General features: G+C 73.5%; 22 protein-coding genes and 2 pseudogenes. 7 read left to right on the forward strand and 17 right to left on the reverse strand.

Annotation, left to right across the window (positions count from 1 at the left end):
* Positions 1-77: 77 nt before the first annotated feature.
* The 5 genes and pseudogenes from AB0D45_RS22210 to sigE all read right to left on the reverse strand — a co-directional run bounded on the left by AB0D45_RS22210 (position 78) and on the right by sigE (position 4,386).
* Positions 78-818, reverse strand: coding sequence for a hypothetical protein (locus tag AB0D45_RS22210; RefSeq protein ID WP_361603181.1), 741 nt, complete (start codon positions 816-818; stop codon positions 78-80).
* A 133-nt stretch (positions 819-951) separates the two neighbouring features.
* Complete coding sequence (locus AB0D45_RS22215) at positions 952-1,401, reverse strand: sec-independent translocase (protein WP_362461664.1); 450 nt, start codon at positions 1,399-1,401, stop codon at positions 952-954.
* Between the two features lie 136 nt (positions 1,402-1,537).
* Entirely contained in the window at positions 1,538-2,851 is a 1,314-nt protein-coding gene (locus AB0D45_RS22220) for a trypsin-like peptidase domain-containing protein (protein WP_362461665.1), read from the reverse strand.
* A 279-nt stretch (positions 2,852-3,130) separates the two neighbouring features.
* Positions 3,131-3,592 (reverse strand): annotated as a pseudogene (locus AB0D45_RS22225) (zf-HC2 domain-containing protein); the annotation flags it as partial.
* Positions 3,589-4,386: an RNA polymerase sigma factor SigE gene (gene sigE, locus AB0D45_RS22230; protein WP_361603190.1), complete on the reverse strand. Its 798-nt coding sequence runs from the start codon at positions 4,384-4,386 to the stop codon at positions 3,589-3,591. The gene sigE and the pseudogene AB0D45_RS22225, both read right to left, overlap by 4 nt.
* Before the next feature lie 167 nt (positions 4,387-4,553).
* Between sigE and AB0D45_RS22235 the strand changes: the two genes are divergently transcribed.
* Positions 4,554-5,216 (forward strand): class I SAM-dependent methyltransferase, encoded by a 663-nt coding sequence (locus AB0D45_RS22235; protein WP_361603193.1) that lies wholly within the window; start codon positions 4,554-4,556, stop codon positions 5,214-5,216.
* A gap of 133 nt (positions 5,217-5,349) precedes the next feature.
* Here AB0D45_RS22235 and AB0D45_RS22240 read toward each other — a convergent pair whose 3' ends face one another.
* Entirely contained in the window at positions 5,350-5,517 is a 168-nt protein-coding gene (locus AB0D45_RS22240) for a DUF3117 domain-containing protein (protein WP_003966491.1), read from the reverse strand.
* A 332-nt stretch (positions 5,518-5,849) separates the two neighbouring features.
* Here AB0D45_RS22240 and AB0D45_RS22245 point away from each other — a divergent pair, with 332 nt between their 5' ends.
* On the forward strand, positions 5,850-6,653 hold the full coding sequence (locus AB0D45_RS22245) for an enoyl-CoA hydratase-related protein (protein WP_362461668.1): 804 nt from the start codon (positions 5,850-5,852) through the stop codon (positions 6,651-6,653).
* A 4-nt stretch (positions 6,654-6,657) separates the two neighbouring features.
* On the opposite strand, the gene AB0D45_RS22250 is transcribed toward AB0D45_RS22245, so the two are convergent.
* Both AB0D45_RS22250 and AB0D45_RS22255 read right to left on the reverse strand, forming a co-directional pair.
* Positions 6,658-7,239: a DNA-3-methyladenine glycosylase I gene (locus AB0D45_RS22250; protein ID WP_361603199.1), complete on the reverse strand. Its 582-nt coding sequence runs from the start codon at positions 7,237-7,239 to the stop codon at positions 6,658-6,660.
* A gap of 47 nt (positions 7,240-7,286) precedes the next feature.
* Positions 7,287-7,571 (reverse strand): annotated as a pseudogene (locus tag AB0D45_RS22255) (DivIVA domain-containing protein); the annotation flags it as partial.
* Positions 7,572-7,647: 76 nt separating this feature from the next.
* Here AB0D45_RS22255 and folP point away from each other — a divergent pair.
* On the forward strand, positions 7,648-8,508 hold the full coding sequence (folP, locus tag AB0D45_RS22260; RefSeq protein ID WP_361603205.1) for a dihydropteroate synthase: 861 nt from the start codon (positions 7,648-7,650) through the stop codon (positions 8,506-8,508).
* A 41-nt stretch (positions 8,509-8,549) separates the two neighbouring features.
* Here folP and AB0D45_RS22265 read toward each other — a convergent pair whose 3' ends face one another.
* Both AB0D45_RS22265 and dapE read right to left on the reverse strand, forming a co-directional pair.
* Positions 8,550-9,317 carry a TIGR00730 family Rossman fold protein gene (locus AB0D45_RS22265; protein ID WP_362461672.1) on the reverse strand — a complete coding sequence of 256 codons (768 nt, stop codon included), beginning with the start codon at positions 9,315-9,317 and terminating at the stop codon, positions 8,550-8,552.
* A 64-nt stretch (positions 9,318-9,381) separates the two neighbouring features.
* Entirely contained in the window at positions 9,382-10,461 is a 1,080-nt protein-coding gene (gene dapE, locus AB0D45_RS22270) for a succinyl-diaminopimelate desuccinylase (RefSeq protein ID WP_362461675.1), read from the reverse strand.
* Between the two features lie 87 nt (positions 10,462-10,548).
* On the opposite strand from dapE, the gene AB0D45_RS22275 reads away from it, so the two are divergent.
* Both AB0D45_RS22275 and AB0D45_RS22280 read left to right on the forward strand, forming a co-directional pair.
* The gene (locus tag AB0D45_RS22275; RefSeq protein WP_362461678.1) at positions 10,549-11,550 is read left to right on the forward strand and encodes a hypothetical protein; all 1,002 of its coding nucleotides are present in this window, start codon (positions 10,549-10,551) and stop codon (positions 11,548-11,550) included.
* Between the two features lie 278 nt (positions 11,551-11,828).
* Positions 11,829-12,170 carry an ATP-binding protein gene (locus AB0D45_RS22280; protein ID WP_361603217.1) on the forward strand — a complete coding sequence of 114 codons (342 nt, stop codon included), beginning with the start codon at positions 11,829-11,831 and terminating at the stop codon, positions 12,168-12,170.
* A 94-nt stretch (positions 12,171-12,264) separates the two neighbouring features.
* Here the strand turns inward: AB0D45_RS22280 and dapC are convergent, their stop codons facing one another.
* Both dapC and fdxA read right to left on the reverse strand, forming a co-directional pair.
* A complete protein-coding gene (gene dapC, locus AB0D45_RS22285) occupies positions 12,265-13,359 on the reverse strand; it encodes a succinyldiaminopimelate transaminase (protein WP_361603220.1) in 1,095 nt (364 codons plus the stop codon).
* A gap of 111 nt (positions 13,360-13,470) precedes the next feature.
* Positions 13,471-13,803, reverse strand: a complete 333-nt coding sequence (fdxA, locus tag AB0D45_RS22290; protein WP_007266339.1) for a ferredoxin — start codon at positions 13,801-13,803, stop codon at positions 13,471-13,473.
* Positions 13,804-13,919: 116 nt separating this feature from the next.
* Here fdxA and AB0D45_RS22295 point away from each other — a divergent pair, with 116 nt between their 5' ends.
* A complete protein-coding gene (locus AB0D45_RS22295) occupies positions 13,920-14,906 on the forward strand; it encodes a GNAT family N-acetyltransferase (protein WP_362461682.1) in 987 nt (328 codons plus the stop codon).
* Positions 14,903-15,694, forward strand: coding sequence for a transglutaminase-like domain-containing protein (locus AB0D45_RS22300; protein WP_362461685.1), 792 nt, complete (start codon positions 14,903-14,905; stop codon positions 15,692-15,694). Before AB0D45_RS22295 ends, AB0D45_RS22300 begins: the two co-directional genes overlap by 4 nt.
* Positions 15,695-15,739: 45 nt before the next feature.
* On the opposite strand, the gene AB0D45_RS22305 is transcribed toward AB0D45_RS22300, so the two are convergent.
* The 5 genes from AB0D45_RS22305 to AB0D45_RS22325 form a co-directional block, all read right to left on the reverse strand.
* Positions 15,740-16,366: a response regulator transcription factor gene (locus AB0D45_RS22305; RefSeq protein WP_361610756.1), complete on the reverse strand. Its 627-nt coding sequence runs from the start codon at positions 16,364-16,366 to the stop codon at positions 15,740-15,742.
* The gene (locus AB0D45_RS22310) at positions 16,363-17,613 is read right to left on the reverse strand and encodes a sensor histidine kinase (protein ID WP_362461688.1); all 1,251 of its coding nucleotides are present in this window, start codon (positions 17,611-17,613) and stop codon (positions 16,363-16,365) included. Before AB0D45_RS22310 ends, AB0D45_RS22305 begins: the two co-directional genes overlap by 4 nt.
* A gap of 4 nt (positions 17,614-17,617) precedes the next feature.
* A complete protein-coding gene (locus AB0D45_RS22315; RefSeq protein ID WP_361610760.1) occupies positions 17,618-18,382 on the reverse strand; it encodes an ABC transporter permease in 765 nt (254 codons plus the stop codon).
* Positions 18,379-19,338 (reverse strand): ABC transporter ATP-binding protein, encoded by a 960-nt coding sequence (locus AB0D45_RS22320; protein ID WP_362461691.1) that lies wholly within the window; start codon positions 19,336-19,338, stop codon positions 18,379-18,381. The genes AB0D45_RS22315 and AB0D45_RS22320 overlap by 4 nt, the downstream gene beginning before the upstream one ends.
* Before the next feature lie 183 nt (positions 19,339-19,521).
* The coding region (locus tag AB0D45_RS22325) for a hypothetical protein (protein WP_362461693.1) at positions 19,522-20,773 on the reverse strand (1,252 nt) is incomplete at its 5' end.

Genomic DNA, 20,773 nt, shown 5'->3' on the forward strand with positions numbered 1-20,773 from the left:
CGGGCGGCCCGGCCGCCCGCTCGGGAGGGGGCACCGCCGGGCCGGCGGTGCCCCCTTTCCCGTCCCCGGGTCCCGGTCTACTCGTACGCCGCCAGGTCGGCGATCGCGGAGAACCCGAGCCCGTAGGCGCTCATCCCCCGCCCGTACGCTCCGAGGTGCACCCCGCTGGCGGTGGATCCGGCGAGCACCCACCCGAACTCCGACTCCCGGTAGTGGAACGGCGTCGGCTCCCCGTCCACCGGCAGCGACAGCGTCGACCAGTCCGGCCCCGCGAGGTCGTCGGCGAGTTCCCAGGCGGCCTCGGTCTGCTGGTCCAGCCAGTCGTCGCGCCGGGTGTGGTCCATCTGCGGCGGCCAGCTGTAGGTCAGCAGCCCCGAGCCGGCCAGCCAGGCCGCCGAGGCGACCGAGGTGGCCTCCAGGACGCCGGTGCCGTCAGCGCTGCGGCGCAGCGGGTTTCCGGCGACGGTGATCACCACCGCGAAGCGGTCCTTCTCGCCGGTGGCGATCTCGCCCCGGGCGGAGGGCTCGTCGCCGTGGCCGGTGGAGCCGTGCTGGACGGTGCCGTCGGCGCCGGTGCCGACCTGCATGAGCCAGCGGGGGCCGGTGAAGGCCCCGTCCAGCCCGTACCAGGGGAAGTCGGCCTTCAGGTATCCCGCCGCCCCCCGGCGGGCCGACGGGACGGGCGCGGCGGTCTCGGGGGCCTGGCCGGGGGCGGCCTCGGCGGTATGGTCCGGGGGCTCGGTCAGCCCGGGTGGCGGTGCGTCTTCAGGGGCTTCGGCAGGGCGTACGCCTACGCGGCCGGTGCTCGTCGTCTCCATGGGCGGCCTCTCGTTCCGTGGGGTCCGGAACGGCCCTCCCCCGCGCTGCGCTGGGGGACCCCTCCGCGGGCGGCCTGGGTCCGGACAGATGGAGGATAGCCATCCGGCCCGGGATCGAGGGGCAGGCTGCGGCTCAGGTGGCGTCGGCGTCGAAGGGCGTACGCGCCTCCTGGGCCGGTGCGGCGGGCTTCTTCAGCAGGTCCGGACCGGTCCCGCCGGCGGGCGTGGCGGACGGCGTGGCGGAGGCCGGGGCCGGTCCGCCCTCCCGGCTGTTGACCGCGTCGGTGACCTCGTTCAGCTCCTTGCGGAGGTCGAAGCTGGTGCGCAGCTCCTGGAGGTCCTCGTTCTCGGTCAGCTGCTTGCGGATGAAGGTCTTCGGGTTCAGGTCCTCGAACTCGAAGTCCTTGAACTCGGGGCCCAGTTCCGAGCGGATGTCCTGCTTGGCGCTGTCCGAGAACGCACGGATCTTGCGGATGAAGCCCGAGACGTCCTGGATCACCTTCGGCAGCTTGTCCGGGCCGAAGACGAGGATGGCGAGCACCACGATCGTGACCAGCTCGAGTGCGCCTATGTCGTTGAACACCTTGCCGCTCCTCGGCTCTCTCCACTTCCGGCCCGGTCAACGGTACCCGGCGTTCCTTGCCCGCCCCTACGCCGGTGCGGGACCGTTCACGGATTCACCCGGGCGTCATCCGGTATTCGTGTGGGGACGGCCCGTCTCAGGAGCCGCTCGCCGAGCCGAGGACGACGTCCAGCGTGCGCTCCTTGCCGTCGCGCAGCACGGTCAGGCCGAGGCGGTCGCCGGGCCGGTGGGCCCTGATCTTGATGATCAGCTCGTCGCCCCCGTGCACGCGTACGCCGTCCACCTTCGTGATCACGTCGCCCGGCCTGATCCCGGCGTGGGCGCCGGGCCCGTCGGCCACCACGGAGGGCTTGCCGCCCTCGCCCTTGGCGTCGACCCTGGCTCCGTCGCCGTTGTACTCCATGTCCAGGGTGACGCCGATGACGGGGTGGGTGGCGCGGCCGGTGCGGATGAGTTCCTCGGCGACGCGCTTGCCCTGGTTGACGGGGATGGCGAAGCCGAGGCCGATGCTGCCGCTCTGGCGGGTGGGGTCGTCGCCGTCCTCGCCCTTGTCTGCTCCGCGGATGGCGCTGTTGATGCCGATCACGTGGGCGTGGGCGTCGAGGAGCGGGCCGCCGGAGTTGCCGGGGTTGATGGGGGCGTCGGTCTGGAGGGCGTCGACGTAGCTGATGTCGCTGCCGTCGCGCTTCTCGCCGCCGGCGGTGATGGGGCGGCCGGTGGCGCTGATGATGCCCGAGGTGACGGTGTTGGAGAGGTCGAAGGGGGCGCCGATGGCCACCACCGGGTCGCCGACCCGGACGTTCTCGGAGTTGCCGAGCGCCAGCGGGCGCAGGCCGCGGACGCCGTTGACCTTCACCACGGCCAGGTCGTAGCCGCCGTCGCGGCCGACCAGCTCGGCGGAGACGCTCTCGCCGGTGCTAAAGGTGACCGTTATGTCCCGGGCGTCGGCGACGACGTGGTTGTTCGTCAGGATGTGGCCCTGCCCGTCCAGGACGAAGCCTGTTCCGGTGCCGCTGCCGCCGCCCCCGCTGACGTGCAGGGTGACCACGCCGGGCAGTGCGGTCGCCGCGATGCCGGCCACGCTGTCGGGGGCCCGGCCCTTGTCGTCGGCGGCGGCCTGCGGGAGCTCCAGGCGGGTGCCGGTGCGCCGCTCGGCGAGGATGCCGAGGTAGCCGCCGGCGCAGCCCGCGAGGAGGGCGATCACGGCGCCGAGGACCGCCAGCTGCCACAGGGCCGGGCCTCCGCGCGCCCTGCCGTGGTCCACGACCTGGAGCGGGGCGGCGGACCAGGGGTCGTAGCGCGGGCCGGCCTGGGGCGTCGCGGAGGCGGAGCCGGAGTCGAGGGCGGGGGCCGCGGGGACCTCTCCGGGCTCCGCGGCCGCCGCCTCCGGGGTGCCGGCGGGCCGGCTCCACCACCGCGGAGCCGGACCGTTGTGCTGACTGTCGGACATGGGCGCTCCCCCGCTGGGCCTGGCGCACCGCGGGGCGGCGCGTGTGCCGCAGATTCAACCAGGTGCCCGGGCCCCTCGGGGCCCGGGTCAGCGGGAGAGCGAGACCGGCTGCGCCGTCGCCGGGGCCGAGGAGGCGGCCGTCGGCAGCTGCCCCACCGGGACCGGGCCGGCCGGCACGCCCGGGGTCGGCTCCCGGTCGCGGACGAAGGCGTCGGTCAGCGGCACGGCGGATCCGGGCCGGGTGGCCGGCGCATCGCCTCGCGCGTTCGGCTCGATCCCGTCCAGCGGCAGCGAGCCGCCGAGCGCGATCGCGGCCAGCGACACGGCTCCCGCCGCCACGAAGGCGAACCGGCGTCTGGGACGGCCCACCTCATGGATACGGAAACCCTCGCTCGGGGCGGCCGCGGGCGCGTACCGGAACGAGGAGAAGGGGTCGGCGCCCGGAGCCGGGGGCGCGAGCGGAGCCCCCGGTCCGCCGCCCGGCCCGGCAGGTCCCTCGGGACCCGCCCCCGGCAGCCCCTGGAGCCGGGCCAGCAGCCCGGCGGACAGCGGCGGCGGGGCGCTCTCCACGAACATCGTCTTCAGCCGGCGCTGCGCATCGGCCTCGGCCTTGCACTTGGGGCAGGTCGCCAGGTGCGCCAGCACCCGCTCGCGCGCGTCGTGCTTCAGTTCCCCGTCCACCAGGGCGGCGAGCCGGTCGCCCAGGTGCTGCTCCGCGGGGGAAGGACTGGCTCCGCTCACTCGGGGCCGCCCTCTCCCCCGGTGCCCGGCGCACCCACCGCCACGCCCGCGAGCGCGCGCTGCTCGGCGCGGGCCGCGGGAGAGCGGTGCTTGAGCGCCTTGCGCAGGTGCGAGCGGCCCCGGTGGATCCGGCTGCGGACGGTGCCGAGCTTCACGCCGAGGGTCGCGGCGATCTCCTCGTACGACAGGCCCTCGATGTCGCAGAGCACCACGGCCGCACGGAACTCGGGCGCGAGGGTGTCCAGCGCCTGCTGCACGTCGGCGTCGAAGTGCGTGTCGTGCAGGACCTGCTGGGGGGACGGTTCACGGCTCGGCAGCCGCTCGGCGGCGTCGTCGCCGAGCGCGTCGAAGCGGATGCGCTGCTTGCGGCGCACCATGTCCAGGAACAGGTTGGTGGTGATGCGGTGCAGCCAGCCCTCGAAGGTGCCCGGCGTGTACGTGGACAGCGAGCGGAAGACGCGGACGAAGACCTCCTGGGTCAGGTCCTCCGCGTCGTGCTGGTTGCCCGTCAGGCGGTAGGCGAGGCGGTACACCCGCGCGCTGTGCGTGCTGACGATCTCCTCCCAGGTGGGAGGGGTCCACGCCGGGGAGCCCGCATCGGCGGCAAAGGTCGCGGTGGTCGCGGTGGTCGCGGTGTGGGCGTTGTGGGCGGTGTGGAAACGGTCAGCGGTGTAGGTCACGGATTTCGGCTCACCCGCCGACCAGAAGAGACGTCTGAGGACGCCGCCACGATCCACAGGCGCAGCCGCACCTCCCCTGTCGGCTCTGGTGGTGTCCAGCGGAGTCCCTACCATAGCCACCCCTCCCGTCAGCTCTGGATAAGCTTTTTTGCAGTAACTTTGCACGGGCCTGGGGGTCCGGACCGCCGATCTGCCCGCAGCCGTCCCCTCTATCCCGCCTCTCACCCTCCCAACGCCCGGTCCCATCTGCGGGTTCCCGACGTCAGCGGATACAGTCACCGTTGCGCCAACTATGGGGACAGGAGAGGGTCATTAGCGGCAACCGGCAGACGAGCTGGGCGTTCGCCGACGCGTTTGTCGCCGAGGACGACGCTCTGCGATGGGCCCGAGACCGGTCCAGGGAAGCGGGCCTGCGGTCCGTGTCCCCCGGCACCGGGGCCGCGCTGCGCCTGCTCGCCGCCACCGCGGACGCCAAGGCCGTCGCCGAGATCGGCACCGGGACCGGCGTCTCGGGGATCCACCTGCTGCACGGGATGCGGCCGGACGGGGTACTGACCACCGTGGACCCCGAGCCGGACCGGCAGGCCTTCGCCCGCCAGGCCTTCCGCGCGGCCGGCTTCGCGGGCAACCGGGCGCGCTTCATCCCCGGCCGGGCGCTGGACGTGCTCCCGCGGCTCGCGGACGGCGGATACGACCTGGTCTTCTGCGACGGCGACCCGACCGAGTCGCTGGACTACCTCGCCGAATCGTTGCGGCTGCTGCGACCCGGCGGGCTGGTGTGCTTCGAGGGGGTCTTCACGGACGGCCGCACCGTCGACTCCACCGCCCAGCAGGCGGAGGTCCTGCGGGTCCGCGAACTGCTGCGCAGCGTCCGCGAGAGCCCGGCCCTGGAGTCCGCCCTCCTCCCGGTGGGCGACGGGCTGCTGTGCGCGGTGCGGCGCTAGCCCCGGCGCGCAAAAACCGCGGCCCGGGCCGTACCGGAGCCGGATGGCCGCCGGGGCCGGGGCAGGCGCGAAACAACGCCGCCCCCGCCGCGGTGGCGGCGGGGGCGGGGTGAAGATCTGGTGGGGCCGAGGCTCAGCCGACGACCTTCTTCAGGGCGTCACCCAGGGCGTCCGCCTCGTCCGGCGTCAGCTCGACGACAAGCCGACCGCCGCCCTCGAGCGGTACGCGCATGACGATGCCTCGCCCCTCCTTGGTGACCTCGAGCGGGCCGTCGCCCGTCCGCGGCTTCATGGCCGCCATGCTCGTTCCCCTTCCTGAAACCAGCTCATCGTCAGCCGACGGCCCCGTTCAGGCGCCTAGTACCCGGCATCGAACACATTGCTTCCCAGCCATTATCCCGCATGTCAGGACCCGATGACCAACATCAGCGGGGAACGCTTGCGCAACGCGCTCGGCCAAAACCACTCATTTCGGGGATCCGCCTGCGATACTTCGCCGCTGCCCCCGGGGGAAGGGCTCCGCTTTGTAGGACGCACATCACATGACCGCCCCCGGTCCCGTCCGCCATGCTGGCCCTTGCACCGGCCGGTACCGGCCGGTAGCCAAGCCCGCGACGAAGGGGGACCCCCGCCATGGCCGACAGCGTGCTCTACGAAGTGAGCGACGGGCTCGCGACCATCACCATCAACCGGCCGGACGCCATGAACGCCATGAACACCGAGGCCAAGGTCGCCCTGCGCGACGCGGTCCGGGCGGCGGCCGCCGACACCGCCGTACGGGCGGTCCTGCTCACCGCCGCCGGGAACCGGGCCTTCTGCGTGGGCCAGGACCTCAGGGAGCACGTCGGGAACCTGGCGGCGGACCGCGAGAGCGGATCCCGGCTCACGATGAGCACGGTCTCCGAGCACTACAACCCCATCGTGCGGGCGCTGACGGAGATGCCCAAGCCGGTGGTGGCCGGGGTCAACGGCGTCGCGGCCGGGGCCGGCTTCGGCTTCGCCCTGGCGGCGGACTTCCGCGTCGTCGCCGACACGGCCTCCTTCAACACCTCCTTCGCGGGGGTCGCCCTGACCGCCGACTCCGGGGTGTCCTGGACCCTGCCCCGCCTGATCGGTGCGTCGCGCGCCTCCGACCTGCTGCTGTTCCCCCGCTCCGTCAAGGCGCAGGAGGCCCGGGAGCTGGGCATCGCGAACCGCCTGGTCCCCTCGGACTCGCTGCACGCCGAGGCCGAGGCGGTGGCCCGTACCCTCGCCTCGGGCCCGACGGTGGCCTACGCGGCGCTGAAGGAGTCCCTCGCGTACGGGGCCTCCCACTCCCTCTCCGACGCCCTGGAGCGCGAGGACGTCCTGCAGACCCGCGCGGGGGCCTCCGAGGACCACGCCATCGCCGTCCAGGCCTTCCTCTCGAAGCAGCCGCCGCAGTACCTCGGCCGCTGACGCCTCACCCCTCGCGGGAGACGCAGCCCGCGAGGTGGTCGTTGACGAGGCCGCAGGCCTGCATCAGGGCGTAGGCCGTGGTCGGCCCGACGAAGCGGATGCCCGCCTTCCGCAAGGCCTTGGCCAGGGCCGTGGACTCCGGGGTCACCGCCGGCACGTCGGCGGTGCTCCTCGGGGCCCGGCCCGGCTCCTCGGGGGCGTGGGACCAGATCAGCTCGTCCAGCTCCCCCGGCCGCCAGCCGGCCAGGACCTTCGCGTTGGCGAGGGTGGCCTCGATCTTGGCCCGGTTGCGGATGATCCCCTCGTCGGCCAGCAGCCGCTCGGCGTCGGCCGGGCCGAACCGGGCGACGGCGGCGATCTCGAAGTCCGCGAAGGCCTTGCGGAACCCCTCGCGCCTGCGCAGGATCGTCAGCCAGGACAGCCCGGACTGGAACGCCTCCAGGCACAGCCGCTCGTACAGCGCGTCGTCGCCGTGGACGGGCCTGCCCCACTCGGTGTCGTGGTAGACGACGTAGTCCGCCGTGGACAGCCCCCACGGGCAGCGCAGCCCGCCGTCCGGGCCCGCCAGCAGCCCGGCGCCGCTCACCGCTCGTCCTTGGTGAGGTCGACCCGCTCCGCCGGGGCCGGGTTCCGCGCCGCCGTCAGCTCCGCGATCCGCGCGTCCCGCTCGGCCAGCTCGGCCGCGAGCCGGTCCAGTACGTCGTCCACCTCGGCCATCCGGTAGCCGCGCGGCGCGACCGGCAGCCGCAGGGCGTCGATGTCGGCCCGTACCACCGGCCGGCTCTCCGGCAGCGCGTCGGCCACCCGGTCCGGCTCGGCCTCCGGCAGCACGGCCTCCGCGCCCGAGCCGATCACCGCGAGGGTGACCGCGGCCACGACCACGACCAGCGCGATCAGCAAGAACCAGAACACGATCAACTCCCCTGAGAGACTCCGGCCACCAGGTTAAGGTCGCAGACGAGGCGCGAGGGTCGCCGAAGGAGGAAAGAGCAGGATGCTGCGACTGGGCAGGCGCGAGTTCGACACCCACGAGCCGGTGATCATGGCCATCGTCAACCGCACCCCGGACTCCTTCTACGACCAGGGCGCGACCTTCCGCGACGAGCCCGCCCTCGACCGGGTGGAGCGGGCGGTGGCCGAGGGCGCGGCGATCATCGACATCGGCGGGGTCAAGGCGGGCCCGGGCGAGCACGTGGACGCGGCCGAGGAGGTCCGGCGCACGGTCGGCTTCGTGGCGGAGGTGCGCCGCCGCCACCCGGACGTGGTGATCAGCGTCGACACCTGGCGGCACGAGGTCGGCGAGGCCGTCTGCCAGGCGGGGGCGGACCTGCTGAACGACGCGTGGGGCGGGGTGGACCCGCAGCTGGCGGAGGTCGCCGCGCGCCACGGTGCGGGGATCGTCTGCACCCACGCCGGCGGGGTCGAGCCGCGCACGCGGCCGCACCGGACCTCGTACGAGGACGTGATGGAGGACATCCTGCGCGTCACGGTCGGGCTCGCGGAGCGGGCCGCGGCCCTCGGCGTGCCCCGGGAGTCGATCATGATCGATCCGGGCCACGACTTCGGGAAGAACACCCGGCATTCACTGGAGGCCACCCGCCGCCTCGCGGAGATGACCGAAACCGGTTGGCCGGTGCTGGTCTCCCTGTCCAACAAGGACTTCGTCGGCGAGACCCTCGACAGGCCGGTCAAGGAGCGCCTGCTGGGCACCCTGGCGACCACCGCCGTCTCGGCGTGGCTCGGCGCGCAGGTCTACCGCGTCCACGAGGTCGCGGAGACCAAGCAGGTCCTGGACATGGTCCGCTCGATCCAGGGCCACCGCCCGCCGGCCGTCGCCCGCCGCGGACTCGCCTGACGGCCGCGCCGCCCGGGGCCCGGGCGGCGCGGACCGAGCCGCTACTTGCCGACTTCCTTGGTCACCAGCGCGATGGCCTCGTCGACGTCGTCCGTGACGTGGAAGAGGTAGAGGTCCTTCTCCGAGGCCTTGCCCTGGGCGATGACCGTGTTGCGCAGCCAGTCGATCAGCCCGCCCCAGTACTCCGTGCCGAAGAGCACGATGGGGAACCTGGTGATCTTCTGCGTCTGGACCAGGGTCAGCGCCTCGAACATCTCGTCCAGGGTGCCCAGTCCGCCCGGCAGCACCACGAACCCCTGGCTGTACTTCACGAACATCGTCTTGCGGACGAAGAAGTACCGGAAGTTCAGCCCGAGGTCGACGTGCTGGTTGAGCCCCTGCTCGAAGGGGAGCTCGATGCCCAGGCCGACGGAGATCCCGTTCGCCTCGCGGGCGCCCTTGTTGGCCGCCTCCATCGCGCCCGGGCCGCCGCCGGTGATGACGGCGAAGCCGGCGTCGACGAGCGCGCTGCCGATCCGCACGCCGGCTTCGTACTCCGGTGAGTCCGCCGGCGTGCGGGCCGAGCCGAACACGCTGATCGCGGGCGGCAGCTCCGCCAGCGTGCCGAAGCCCTCGATGAACTCCGACTGGATGCGCAGGACCCGCCAGGGATCGGTGTGCACCCACTCGGAGGGTCCGGCCGAGTCCAGCAGCCGCTGGTCCGTCGTACTGCCGGCCTGCACCTGGCCCCGCCTGCGCAGCACCGGCCCGAGCTGTTGTTCCTCGGGCCGACGACGTGCAGACCTGTCGGGATTGCCGGGGTTGCCCATGATGTGCTCCCTCCTGCTGATCGTTGGATCAGGGTAGGCGCACGAAGGTGGCCGGAAGAGGAATTTACGAGGTCAGCCAGGCGCGGAGTCGTTCCTCGCAGTGCAGGATCGCCTTCGTCTCGACGCGCTCGTCGACCTTGTGGGCCAGCAGCGCGTCGCCCGGGCCGTAGTTGACCGCGGGGACGCCGAGCGCGCTGAAGCGGGAGACGTCCGTCCAGCCGAACTTGGGCATCGGCCGGCCGCCGACCGCCTCCATGAAGGCCGCCGCCGCCGGGTGGGACAGGCCCGGCAGGGCGCCGCCCGAGGAGTCGTCGACCACGAACTCGGCGACGCCGCAGTCCGCGAAGACCTCCCGTACGTGGGCCAGCGCCTCGGCCTCGCTGCGGTCGGGGGCGTAGCGGAAGTTCACGGTCACCGTGCAGGCGTCCGGGATGACGTTGTTGGCGACGCCGCCCTCGATGCGGACGGCGTTGAGGCCCTCGTGGTACTCCAGGCCGTCGATGACCGGCTTGCGGGGCTCGTACGCGGCCAGCTTCGCCAGGATCGGGCTCGCGGAGTGGATGGCGTTGGAACCCATCCAGCTGCGCGCGGAGTGGGCGCGCTCGCCCTCGGTGCGCAGCAGCACGCGCAGGGTGCCCTGGCAGCCGCCCTCGACCTCGGCGTTGGAGGGCTCCAGCAGCACGGCGAAGTCGCCGGTCAGCCAGTCGGGGTGGGCCGCCGCGACCTTGCCGAGGCCGTTGAGGTCGGCGGCGACCTCTTCCTGGTCGTAGAAGACGAAGGTGAGGTCGCGGTTCGGCTCGGGGACGGTCGCCGCGATCCTCAGCTGCACGGCGACCCCGGACTTCATGTCCGTCGTGCCGCAGCCCCACAGGACGTCGTTCTCGTCCAGGCGGGACGGGACGTTGTCGGCGATCGGCACGGTGTCGAGGTGGCCGGCGAGGACGACGCGCTCGGCGCGGCCGAGGTGCGTACGGGCGACGACGTTGTTGCCGAGGCGGTCGACGGTCAGGTGCGGGAGGGCGCGCAGCGCGTCTTCCACGAGGTCGGCGATCACCTTCTCGTCGCCGCTCACGGAGGGGATGTCGACGAGCCGGGCGGTCAGCTCGGCAGCGTCCAGGGTGAGGTCCAGCTCGGATTCGGGCATGGAACTGACCCTAACGCCCCGGGATGGGCGGGAAGCTGGAGCGTCCGGCCGGTGGACGGTATATCGGCCTCAAGTACGGTGGGCCGCGTGTCCGAGACCGATCGCCCCCGCCCCCGCCGCCGCCGGCCGTTCCGCAAGGCCGTGGGCCTGGCCGTCCTGCTCGCGGTGATCGGGTACTTCCTCGTGCAGCGCGCCTCCAACAGCGGTCCCGCCTACTGCACGGCTTCGGCCACCGGGGCGGGCACCGCGGGTGCGGGGACCGTCCAGACGTACGAGATGACCCATGAGCAGGCGGCGAACGCGGCGACGATAGCGGCGGTCGGCATCTCCAAGGGCCTGCCGGACCGCGCGGTGACCATCGCGCTGGCGACGGCGATGCAGGAGTCGGCGCTGCGCAACCTCGACCACGGGGACCGGGATTCGCTGGGGCTCTTCCAGCAGCGGCCCTCGCAGGGCTGGGGGACGCCGCAGCAGATCATGGACCCGGTGTACTCGGCGGGGATCTTCTACGACCGGCTCGCGGAGATCAAGGGCTACACCCGGCTGCCGCTGACGGTGGCGGCGCAGAAGGTGCAGCTCAGCGGCTTCCCGCAGGCGTACGCGAAGCACGAGCCGGACGCGGCGGTCCTGACGGCCGCCTTCGGCGAGAACGGCATCCCGGCCTCGTTGGCCTGCTCGGGCCCGGCGCCCGCGCCGGGCGACCCGGAGAAGGTGCGGGCGGAGCTCGCGCGGGCCTTCGGCAAGGAGGCCCGGGAGGCGCTGGGCGCGGGCCGGGCGGGCGCGGCGGCCGGCCGCTCGAAGCCGGCCGGCACGGTCTCCGAGGCGGAGGTCGGCCTGCGGCTCAAGGAGGGCGGCGGCCCGGCCGAGGCACGGCGGGGGCGGGCGATGGCCCACTGGGCGGTGGCCCGGTCGAAGGAGCTGGGGATCGTCCGCGTCTCGTACGACGGCTCCTCCTGGGTCGCCGGCCGGGACGGCGGCGCGTGGCGGGGCAAGGGCGGGGAGGGCGGCCGCAAGGGCGGCGCCGGGGACCCGCACGACGCGGCTCCGGGCGAGGTACGGATCTTCGTGGCCCGCGCCACGGCCCACTGAGCGGCCCGCGCCCGGCCCACTGAGCGGCCCGCCGAACGGCCGGGCGGCCCTGGCGGGGGCGGTCAGGCGTACGGTCCGTCACCCGGGAGGGGTGTCCGGGCTTTCGGGCCGTACGGCCCGCGTACGGACAGAAGCGCAGGTGGGAGCGGGTCCGGTGCTCTTGTCACGGAAGCCGATTAAACGATGCGTTACCGATCCTTTACCCGGGGGGTCCGCAACTCCTCCCACCCCGGGAGCGGTTGTACGGGCGTACTCAGCCGCTACCGCTTAGGAGCATCATGACCCTCCCCCTGACCCGTCGGATCGCCCGCGCCGCGCTTCTCCTCGCAGCCGGTACCGCTCCCGTGGTCGGTGCGGCAGGCGCCGCCAGCGCGGCCGACGCCGTGGGCCTGGAGTCCCTGCCGAAGCTGAACACGCTCACCGCGCCGGACACCGGCGCGGCCACCGACGCCGCGCACACCGCCACCGAGGCCCTCCCGGCCGCCGCTCCCGTCGCCGGTCCCGCCTCCGACGTCGTGGGCGGCGCGGCCGGCGCGGGCCAGATGCTGGGCGGCCTGCCGGTCGCCGAGCAGCTGCCGGTGGGCCAGCTGCCCCTCGGCGGCCTGCCGCTGGGCGGCTGACCACCGGCACCGGCCTCCGGTCACCGCGAGAACGCCGAGGGGGTCGGGAGCGCGTGCTCCCGACCCCCTACGGGTGTTCCCGGCGTCCCCGCGCTCAGCCGAGGCGCTTGACCGCGGCCGCGACCCGCTCGTCGGTGGCGGTGAAGGCGACGCGGACGAAGCGCGCGCCGGCCTCCCCGTAGAAATCGCCCGGCGCCACCAGGATGCCGAGCTCGGCGAGGTGGGCGACGGTGTCCCAGCAGGGCTCGTCACGGGTCGCCCACAGGTAGAGGCTGGCCTCGCTGTGCTCGATCCGGAAGCCGTGCGCCTCCAGGGCCGTGCGCAGCGCCTCGCGGCGGGCGGCGTAGCGGCCGCGCTGCTCCTCGACGTGGGCGTCGTCGCCGAGCGCCGCCACCGTGGCCGCCTGGACCGGGGCGGGGGTCATCATGCCGCCGTGCTTGCGGATCTCCAGCAGCTCGCCGAGCACGGCCGCGTCACCGGCGATGAACGCGGCCCGGTAGCCGGCCAGGTTGGAGCGCTTGGAGAGCGAGTGGACCGCGACGAGGCCCTCGTACGAGCCCCCGCACACGTCGTCGTGCAGGACGGAGACGGGCTCGGCCTCCCAGCCCAGCTCCAGGTAGCACTCGTCGCTGAAGACCAGGATCCCGTGCTCGCGCGCCCAGGCGACGATCCGGACCAGCTCTTCCTTCGGGATGACCTTCCCGGTGGGGTTCGACGGGGAGTTGAGCCACAGCAGCTTCACGCCCGCCGGGTCCAGCTCCGTCGGGTCGTCGTAGACCACGGGCTCGGCGCCGCACAGCCGCGCGCCGACCTCGTACGTCGGGTAGGCGAGCCGCGGGTAGGCCACCTTGTCGCCGGCGCCCAGGCCCAGCTGGGTCGGCAGCCAGGCCACCAGCTCCTTGGAGCCGACCACTGGCAGGACGTTGCGGTGTCCGGCGGCGCTCGCGCCGAGCCGGCCCCGCAGCCATCCGGTGATCGCGTCGCGCAGCGCGGGCGTCCCCCACACCGTCGGGTAGCCCGGGGAGTCCGCGGCGCCGACCAGGGCGCGCCGGATCAGCTCCGGCACCGGGTCCACGGGGGTGCCGACCGACAGGTCGACGATGCCGTCAGCGTGGGCCGCCGCCGTGGCCTTGTACGGCTCCAGCTTGTCCCAGGGGAAGGCGGGAAGACGGTCGGAAACTGCGGCCACGGTGCTCTCTGCTCTCTGTGAGGTGCGGGGGCTGTGTCGTACGGAGAAACGGCTCGGTCCCGCGCGGCAGCGGGGCCGTACGGGACCGAGAGGCGCGTCTGCCGAGAACGGTCAGTGCTCGCCGGCGTTGATGTCGGCGGGCAGCGCGGCGACGAAGGGGTGGTCGCGCTCGATCAGGCCGAGCTTGGAGGCGCCACCGGGCGAACCGAGCTCGTCGAAGAACTCGACGTTCGCCTTGTAGTAGTCCTTCCACTCCTCCGGGGTGTCGTCCTCGTAGAAGATGGCCTCGACCGGGCAGACCGGCTCACACGCGCCGCAGTCGACGCACTCGTCCGGGTGGATGTACAAGGACCGCTGGCCCTCGTAGATGCAGTCGACGGGGCACTCTTCGATGCATGCCTTGTCCTTGACGTCGACACAAGGCTCCGCGATGACGTAGGTCACGCTCTCGTTCCTCCTCGGTAGGGCTGTCCATTCGCGCGGGAGCGCGGCGTCGTCGATGCCCGCACCTAGTATCTCCGTTCCCGGGCACGATCCGAACAGGAGGGGCGGACAGAGCTGTGGAAATCACTGCCGGTGGACTGCTGGAGATCCGTATCACCCCGGCTGACGTGGGTAAACGAGTCTCTGTACGACGGGTCGAGGAGGGCGGGAGCGCAGCCCCTTCCTTCGCGGACACGGTCGGGGTTCTCACATCCTGGACCGGGGGTGTGCTGACGATCACACGCAAGGACGGCGTGTCCGTCCACATCGCGGAATCCTCGCTGGTGGCGGGTAAGACGGTGCCCGCCGCGCCGGCCCGCCGCAGGGGTCCCGCGGCCTCCTTCGAGGAGCTGGCGCGGATCACCGCGCGGGCCTGGCAGCCGCTGGAGAGCGAGCCGCTCGGCGAGTGGACGCTGCGGGCGGCCGCGGGGTTCACCCGGCGGGCCAACTCGGCACTCGCCCTCGGCGACCCCGGGATACCCGTCGGCGAAGCACTCGAGCGGGTGACCTCCTGGTACGCGGAACGTGGCCTTCCGGCGTATGTGCAGGCCGCGACGGGCGCCGCCGGGACGCAGGAGCTGCTCTGCGCGGAGCTGGAACGGCGCGGCTGGGTGAACGAGGTCTCAGCGCAGGTGCGCATCGGGGCCCTGGCCCCGGTCGGCGACCTCGACGCGGACGGCGTGGACGCCGTACGGCTCACCCGCGAGCCGGACGAGGAGTGGCTCGCCCGCTACGGCAGGGTCCGGGACCCGGAGCCGGCCCGGAGGGTGCTGGTGGAGGGGCCGTCGGTGTGGTTCGCCTCGCTGGGCGGCGGCCGGGCGATCGGGCGGCTCGTCGTGGACGGCCGCTGGGCCGGCTTCGCCGCGGTGACGGTCGCTCCGGAGCACCGGCGGCGCGGGCTCGCGAGGGCGGTGATGACGGCCCTGGCCCGGCGGGCGCTGGAGGAGGGCGCGTCGGCGGCGTGGCTCCAGGTGGAGGCGGACAATCCGGCCGCCCGGGCCCTGTACGACGGGATGGGCTTCACCACGCACCACGCCTACCACCACTTCCGGGCGGCGGCGTGAGCGCGTCGACGCGGGAGCAGTTCGCGGCGGAAGCCCGCTCCGAGCGGCCGGACCTGGCCCGGCTGTGCCTGCTGCTGGCCGCGGAGGGGGACCCGGAGCTGGACGAACGCGCCATGGACTGGGCCGAGATCGAGCTGGACCGGCTGGCGGGGATGCTGCCGTACGGGCTGCGGGGTGCACGGGCGTGGGCCTCGGCGGTGACGGAGCTGCTCGGGGGCCGGATGGGCTTCCACGGCACCCCGGCCGACTACGACCGGCTGGAGTCCTCGCTGCTGCACGAGGTGCTGCGGCGCCGGCGGGGCCTGCCGATCCTCCTCTCGGTGGTGTGGCTGGAGGTGGCCCGGCGGGCGGGGGCGCCGGTGTACGGGCTGGGGCTGCCGGGGCACTTCGTGGTGGGCTTCGGGGACCCTGAGGAGTCGGTGGTGGTGGACCCCTTCGCGGGCGGCGCGTCGCTGGGCGCGGGCCCGGCGGAACTGGCGTCCTCCCCGAAGTCCCCCGCCCGGACCCTGGACATCGTGCTGCGGATCCTGAACAACATCCGGGTCTGGGCCTCCTCCCGGCCGGAGCACTCGGGGGTCGCGCTGTGGGCGCTGGACCTGTCGCTGCTGCTGCCGTCGCACCCGGCGGCCCTGCGGTACGAGCGGGCGCGGCTGCTGGTGGAACGGGGCGCGTTCCACGAGGGCGCGACCGAACTGGAGGCGTACGCGCAGGTCATGGATGCCATCGACCCGGACTCCGCGTCCCGCATCCGCGCCGAGGCCGTCTCGGCGCGCGCCCTGCTGAACTGACCCCCTTTCCACGCACCGCGCGAGCGGTGCGTGGAAAGGGGCGGGCTAGAGCCAGCCCTTCTCGCGGGCCGTGCGGACCGCTTCGGCGCGGTTGCGGGCCGCCAGCTTCTGGATCGCCGTCGACAGGTAGTTGCGGACCGTGCCCTGCGAGAGGCACAGCCGCGCCGCCAGCTCCGCGTTCGTCGCGCCGAACTCCGCCGCCCGCAGCACCTCCCGTTCCCGGTCGGTCAGCGGGTTCGCGCCCTCCGCCAGGGCCGCCGCCGCGAGGGTGGGGTCGATGACGCGCTCGCCCGCCAGCACGCGGCGTACCGCATCGGCGAGTTGCGCGGCCGGGGCGTCCTTGACCAGGAAGGCCGAGGCGCCCGCCTCCATCGCCCCGCGGAGGTAGCCGGGGCGGCCGAAGGTGGTCAGGATGACGATCCTGAGGTCGGGGAGGGAGGCGCGCAGCGCGGCCGCCGCCTCGATGCCCGTCATGCCCGGCATCTCGATGTCCAGCAGCGCGACGTTCACGTCGTGGGACCGGGCCGCCGCCACGACCTCGTCGCCGCGCGCCACCTGCGCCAGGACCTCGATGTCCGGCTCCAGCCCGAGGAGGGCGGCGAGGGCCTCCCGGACCATCGACTGGTCCTCGGCCAGGAGGATCCGGATCGGGGCGGCGCTGACGTCGGTCATGACCCGGATCCTAGGTCGTGTCGTCGAAGTCCCTCCTGGCCGGTGGGGCCTGCCCTTCGGGCGGCCGGAGCTACTTTGACGACACTCCCTAGGGGGACCCGCGCCAGCAGGCGGAAGCCGGACGTGCCGCCCCGGCCCGCCGGGCCCGCCGACAGGGTGCCGCCGACGGCCTCCAGGCGTTCCGTCAGGCCCGTCAGGCCGTTGCCGGGGACGGCGGCGCCGCCCGTGCCGTCGTCGGACACCGCCAGTTCGACCACCGCCCCCGCGAGGGTCTGGCGGGTGGTCAGGGTGACCGTGCAGCGCCGCGCCCCGCTGTGCCGGACCACGTTCGTCACCGCCTCGCGCAGCGACCAGGCGAGCGCCGACTCCGCCTCCTCCGGGAGCGAGCCGTCCTCGAAGCCGGCCGGCAGGTCCGCCGTCACGCCCGCCGCCGCCAGTGCCGTACGGGCGCCGGCGAGTTCGCCGGGCAGGGTCGGCCGCCGGTAGCCGCTCACGGCCTCCCGTACGTCGACCAGCGCCTGCCGGCTGACCCGCTCGATGTCCGCCACCTGCTGGGCGGCCCGCTCGGGCTGCCCGGGCAGCATGCGGCCCGCCAGCTCGCTCTTGAGGGTGATCAGCGACAGCGAGTGGCCCAGCAGGTCGTGCAGGTCGCGGGCCATCCGCAGGCGTTCCTCGTTGGCGGCGAGCTGCGCCACCGTGGCCCGGGCCTGGCGCAGCTCCGTCGTGGTGCGGATCATGGCCCGGACCCCGACCATCGCGAAGCCGCCCATCAGCGCCGGGACCAGCAGCCCGGCCAGGTACTCGTCGCCGCCCGGCACCGAGAACGCCACCGCCGTCAGCAGCGCGGTCGCGCCCGGCACCGTCCAGCGGGAGTACTCGCCGGGCAGCGCGGCGCCGGAGGAGATGGACACGTACACGAAGAGCACCAGCCACTCGCGGCCCAGGGTCAGCGACAGCACCGCGGCCTGGGTGGCGAGCACCGCCAGGGAGACCAGGACCCGCGCCACCGGCATCAGCTTGGCGGTGCGGAACACGAGCACCAGGTACCAGCCGGTGAAGGCCAGCAGGCCCAGGCCGCCGAGCAGCCGGGCGGCCGTGCCGTGTCCGCCGCGCACGAGGTCGGTGACGGGCGCGCTGAGGTAGAAGAGCCAGATGCCGATCCACAGGCTCTTCACCACCTTGTGGGTGGTGCTCTCCGGTGCCTGGCCGATCCGGCTCAGGCCGTCGGGGTCCTGCGTCAGCGCCACGGGTTCATGCCTTCAGGGAGTCCTTGCGGTACAGCCAGGCGGCCGCACCGGTGAACAGTACGAAGTACACGGCGAGGATCGCCACGTCCTTCGCGTGCGGCGCACCGCCCAGCTCGATGGCCTGGCCGAGGCCCGCGTAGGCGTGGGTCGGCAGCCACTCGCAGATGTCGCGCAGCCACTGGGGGAAGTTCGCGGTGGGCATCCACAGGCCGCCGAGGATGGACAGGCCGAAGTAGAAGAGCATCGTGATCGGGCGGACGTTGTCGCCGCTGGCGAGGTAGCCGATGGCCACGCCGAGCGCGGCGAAGACGAGGCTGCCGGCCCAGATCGCGCCGGTGAGGGCGAACCACTGCCAGGCGTCGAAGCGTACGCCCTTGACGGCCGCGGCGACGGCGAAGACGACCAGGATGGACGGCAGGGACAGGACGCCCGCGCTGGCGGTCTTGGCGAGGACGTACCCGTGTCCGGGCAGGGCGGTCAGCCGCAGCTGGCGCACCCAGCCCTTCTCGCGTTCCTTGGCGATGCGCTCGCTGTTGCCCATCAGGACGGCGGTCAGGGCGCCGAAGGAGGCCATGGCGACCATGTAGAAGGCGGGCATGGCCAGTTCGGTGCCCATGACCTTCGTGGTGCCGTCCAGGGTGCCGCCGAGCATCAGGAAGAGGGCGGCCGGGTACAGGACGGTGAAGAACAGGTACTTCTTGTTGCGCAGGGCGCGGGAGATCTCCAGCTTGACCAGGCGCAGGGTGCCGGTGCTGACCGTGTTCGTCATCGGGTGGCCTCCTCGGCCTCGGTGAGGGCGATGAAGGCCTGTTCCAGGCCGAGGCCGGCGACCTCCAGGTTGCGGGGGTAGAGCCCGAGCGCGTAGACGGCCCGGACGGTGGCGTCGGCGTCGCGCGACTGGAGGCGCACGGTCGAGCCGGTCAGGTCGAAGGCGGTCAGTCCGGGCAGCGCGCGCAGGACCTTTTCGTCGACGGGGCCGTCGAGGTCGAAGGCGATCTTGCGGGCGCCGGCCCTGGCCTTGATCTCGGCGGCGGTGCCGTCGGCGAGCAGCCGGCCCTTGTTGAGGACCAGGACCCGGTCGGCGATCGCGTCGGCCTCTTCCAGGTAGTGGGTGGCGAACAGGACCGTGCGGCCCTGGGCGGCCTGTTCCCGCATGGTGGCCCAGAAGGCCTGGCGGGAGGTGACGTCCATGCCGGTGGTCGGTTCGTCGAGGACGATCAGGTCGTTGTGGCCGGCGGTGGCGAGGGCGAAGCGCACGCGCTGTTCCTGGCCGCCGGAGAGCTTGTTGACGAGCCGGCCGGCGATCTCCTGTATGCCGGCGCGGCTGAGCACCTCGTCCACCGGGTACGGGCGCGGGTGGAGGGCGCAGCCGAGGGTGACGAGCTCGCGTACGGTCACGTCCTCCATCAGGCCGCCGCTCTGGAGCATGGCGCCGACCCGGCCGGAGGCGATGGCCTCGCGGGGGGTGGTGCCGAAGAGGCGGACGGTGCCGGAGTCGGCGGGGCGCAGGCCCAGGAGCAGGTCGAGGGTGGAGGACTTGCCGGCGCCGTTGGGGCCGAGGAGGGCGACGGTCTCGCCCGGATGGAGTGCGAGGGAGAGGCCGTCGACGGCCTTGACCTGGCCGTAGCTCTTCGTCACGTTCCGGAAGCTCACCACGGTGGCGGTGTCGCCGGTGCCGTCTGCGGGTCCCGGGGCGGCGGGGTGTGCCGCGGTCGTCGTCGTCATGGCCCAAGGTTCGCCCGCAGGGGGGTGGGCGCGGCAGTGTCGCGCGTCGTGACTGCCGCATGACAGATGTCATGCGGGCGGCGTGACACGCCTGGTGGGGCGGGGTGCGGTGAAACCGCGAAGCCCCTTCCCGGGAGCCGGGAAGGGGCTTCGTACGGTGCGTGCGGCCTGCGTACGGGTCCGTCAGTTCGCGTTGGTGTCGATGGTGACGGTCCGTTCGGCGGCGGTCTTGCCGATGAGGGCCCTGCCGAGGGCGCCCGCGACGTCCTGCGGGGTGACGGGGGTCTTCGCGCCGGTGCCGCGGGTGATCAGGACCCCGTCGAAGGTGTTCCCGTAGGTGGCCTTCAGGGCCTCCAGGTCGTACTTCTCGACGAGGCGGCCGTCCACGGCGGACATGCTGAGGATCTTCGGCAGGGACTTGGCGCCGAAGGCGATGGACTTGCCGCCCGCCTTGACCGTGGCGTTGCCGGACATGGCCGGCTCCGCGAACTCCTTCATGGCCCGGTCGAGTTCGGCCTGGGTGACCGTGGGCTCCTTGGCCGCGGTGGGGAGTACGACGGTGGGCGCCTTGCCGTTGGCGACGAGCTCGCGGAAGGCCTTGGTGACCTTGTCCACGGAGCCGTCGACGTCGAGGCCCTCACCGGCCTTGCCGGGGACGGCGACGGCCTTGCCGGTGTCGAACTTGATCGTGCCCTCGGAGGCCGAGCCGGCGGCGCCGGCCAGCTCCTGGAGGGACACCCGCAGCTTCTCCTCGTCGACCGGCATGACGGCGGTGGCCGTCCGCTCGACCCCGAACAGGGAGCCGATGACGGTGACCGGGTTGTAGTCGCTGCCGGTGGCATTGCGCACGGTGGTCTGGCTGTCGAGGGTCAGGCCGGCCTTCTCGGGCTTCAGCTCGACCGTCTTGCCGCCGGCGCTGAGCTGGAGCGGGGCGGCGGCGCGCTTGCCGAAGGCCGCCTGGAGCTTGGCGACGGCGTCGTCGCGGCTGCCGCTGATGTCGACGCCGAGGACGGTGGTGCCCTTGGGGACGTCGGAGTGGTTCATCAGCAGTCCGGCGCCGTAGGCCACGCCGACGAGGGCGACGAGGCCGCCGCCGAGCAGGACCAGCTTGGAGCGGCCCTTCTTGGCGGTCTTGCCCGCCTTGCCGGCCTTGCCCGCCTTCCCGGCCGGAGCGGGCGCGGGGCGGGTCTGGCGCGGCGGCTGCGGGCCGGGCGGCGGCGCGGCCGGGCCGGACGCGGGGGCGGGGGCCGGGGCGTCGAAGGCCTCGGGGCCGGGCCAGCTCGGGGCCGCGTCGGCGCCCACGGGTACGGTGCCCAGCGCGGGTCCGCCGGTCGGCCCGGCGGGCTGGCCATGCACATGGCCGCCTATCTGGCGGAGCGCCAGCTGGCCCTGCTGGTGAGCCCCACCACCAACGGCGACCTGCCCATCATGCTCA

This window comes from Streptomyces sp. NPDC048352, assembly GCF_040651895.1.
Taxonomy (GTDB): Bacteria; Actinomycetota; Actinomycetes; order Streptomycetales; family Streptomycetaceae; genus Streptomyces.

Bases quoted from the DNA above. Each gene is read 5' to 3' on its own strand.
- AB0D45_RS22210 (WP_361603181.1), bottom strand. From the start codon at position 818: ATGGAGACGACGAGCACCGGCCGCGTAGGCGTACGCCCTGCCGAAGCC.
- AB0D45_RS22220 (WP_362461665.1), bottom strand. From the start codon at position 2,851: ATGTCCGACAGTCAGCACAACGGTCCGGCTCCGCGGTGGTGGAGCCGG.
- sigE (WP_361603190.1), bottom strand. From the start codon at position 4,386: ATGGTAGGGACTCCGCTGGACACCACCAGAGCCGACAGGGGAGGTGCG.
- AB0D45_RS22240 (WP_003966491.1), bottom strand. From the start codon at position 5,517: ATGGCGGCCATGAAGCCGCGGACGGGCGACGGCCCGCTCGAGGTCACC.
- AB0D45_RS22245 (WP_362461668.1), top strand. From the start codon at position 5,850: ATGGCCGACAGCGTGCTCTACGAAGTGAGCGACGGGCTCGCGACCATC.
- folP (WP_361603205.1), top strand. From the start codon at position 7,648: ATGCTGCGACTGGGCAGGCGCGAGTTCGACACCCACGAGCCGGTGATC.
- AB0D45_RS22265 (WP_362461672.1), bottom strand. From the start codon at position 9,317: ATGGGCAACCCCGGCAATCCCGACAGGTCTGCACGTCGTCGGCCCGAG.
- dapE (WP_362461675.1), bottom strand. From the start codon at position 10,461: ATGCCCGAATCCGAGCTGGACCTCACCCTGGACGCTGCCGAGCTGACC.
- AB0D45_RS22280 (WP_361603217.1), top strand. From the start codon at position 11,829: ATGACCCTCCCCCTGACCCGTCGGATCGCCCGCGCCGCGCTTCTCCTC.
- AB0D45_RS22305 (WP_361610756.1), bottom strand. From the start codon at position 16,366: ATGACCGACGTCAGCGCCGCCCCGATCCGGATCCTCCTGGCCGAGGAC.
- AB0D45_RS22315 (WP_361610760.1), bottom strand. From the start codon at position 18,382: ATGACGAACACGGTCAGCACCGGCACCCTGCGCCTGGTCAAGCTGGAG.
- AB0D45_RS22320 (WP_362461691.1), bottom strand. From the start codon at position 19,338: ATGACGACGACGACCGCGGCACACCCCGCCGCCCCGGGACCCGCAGAC.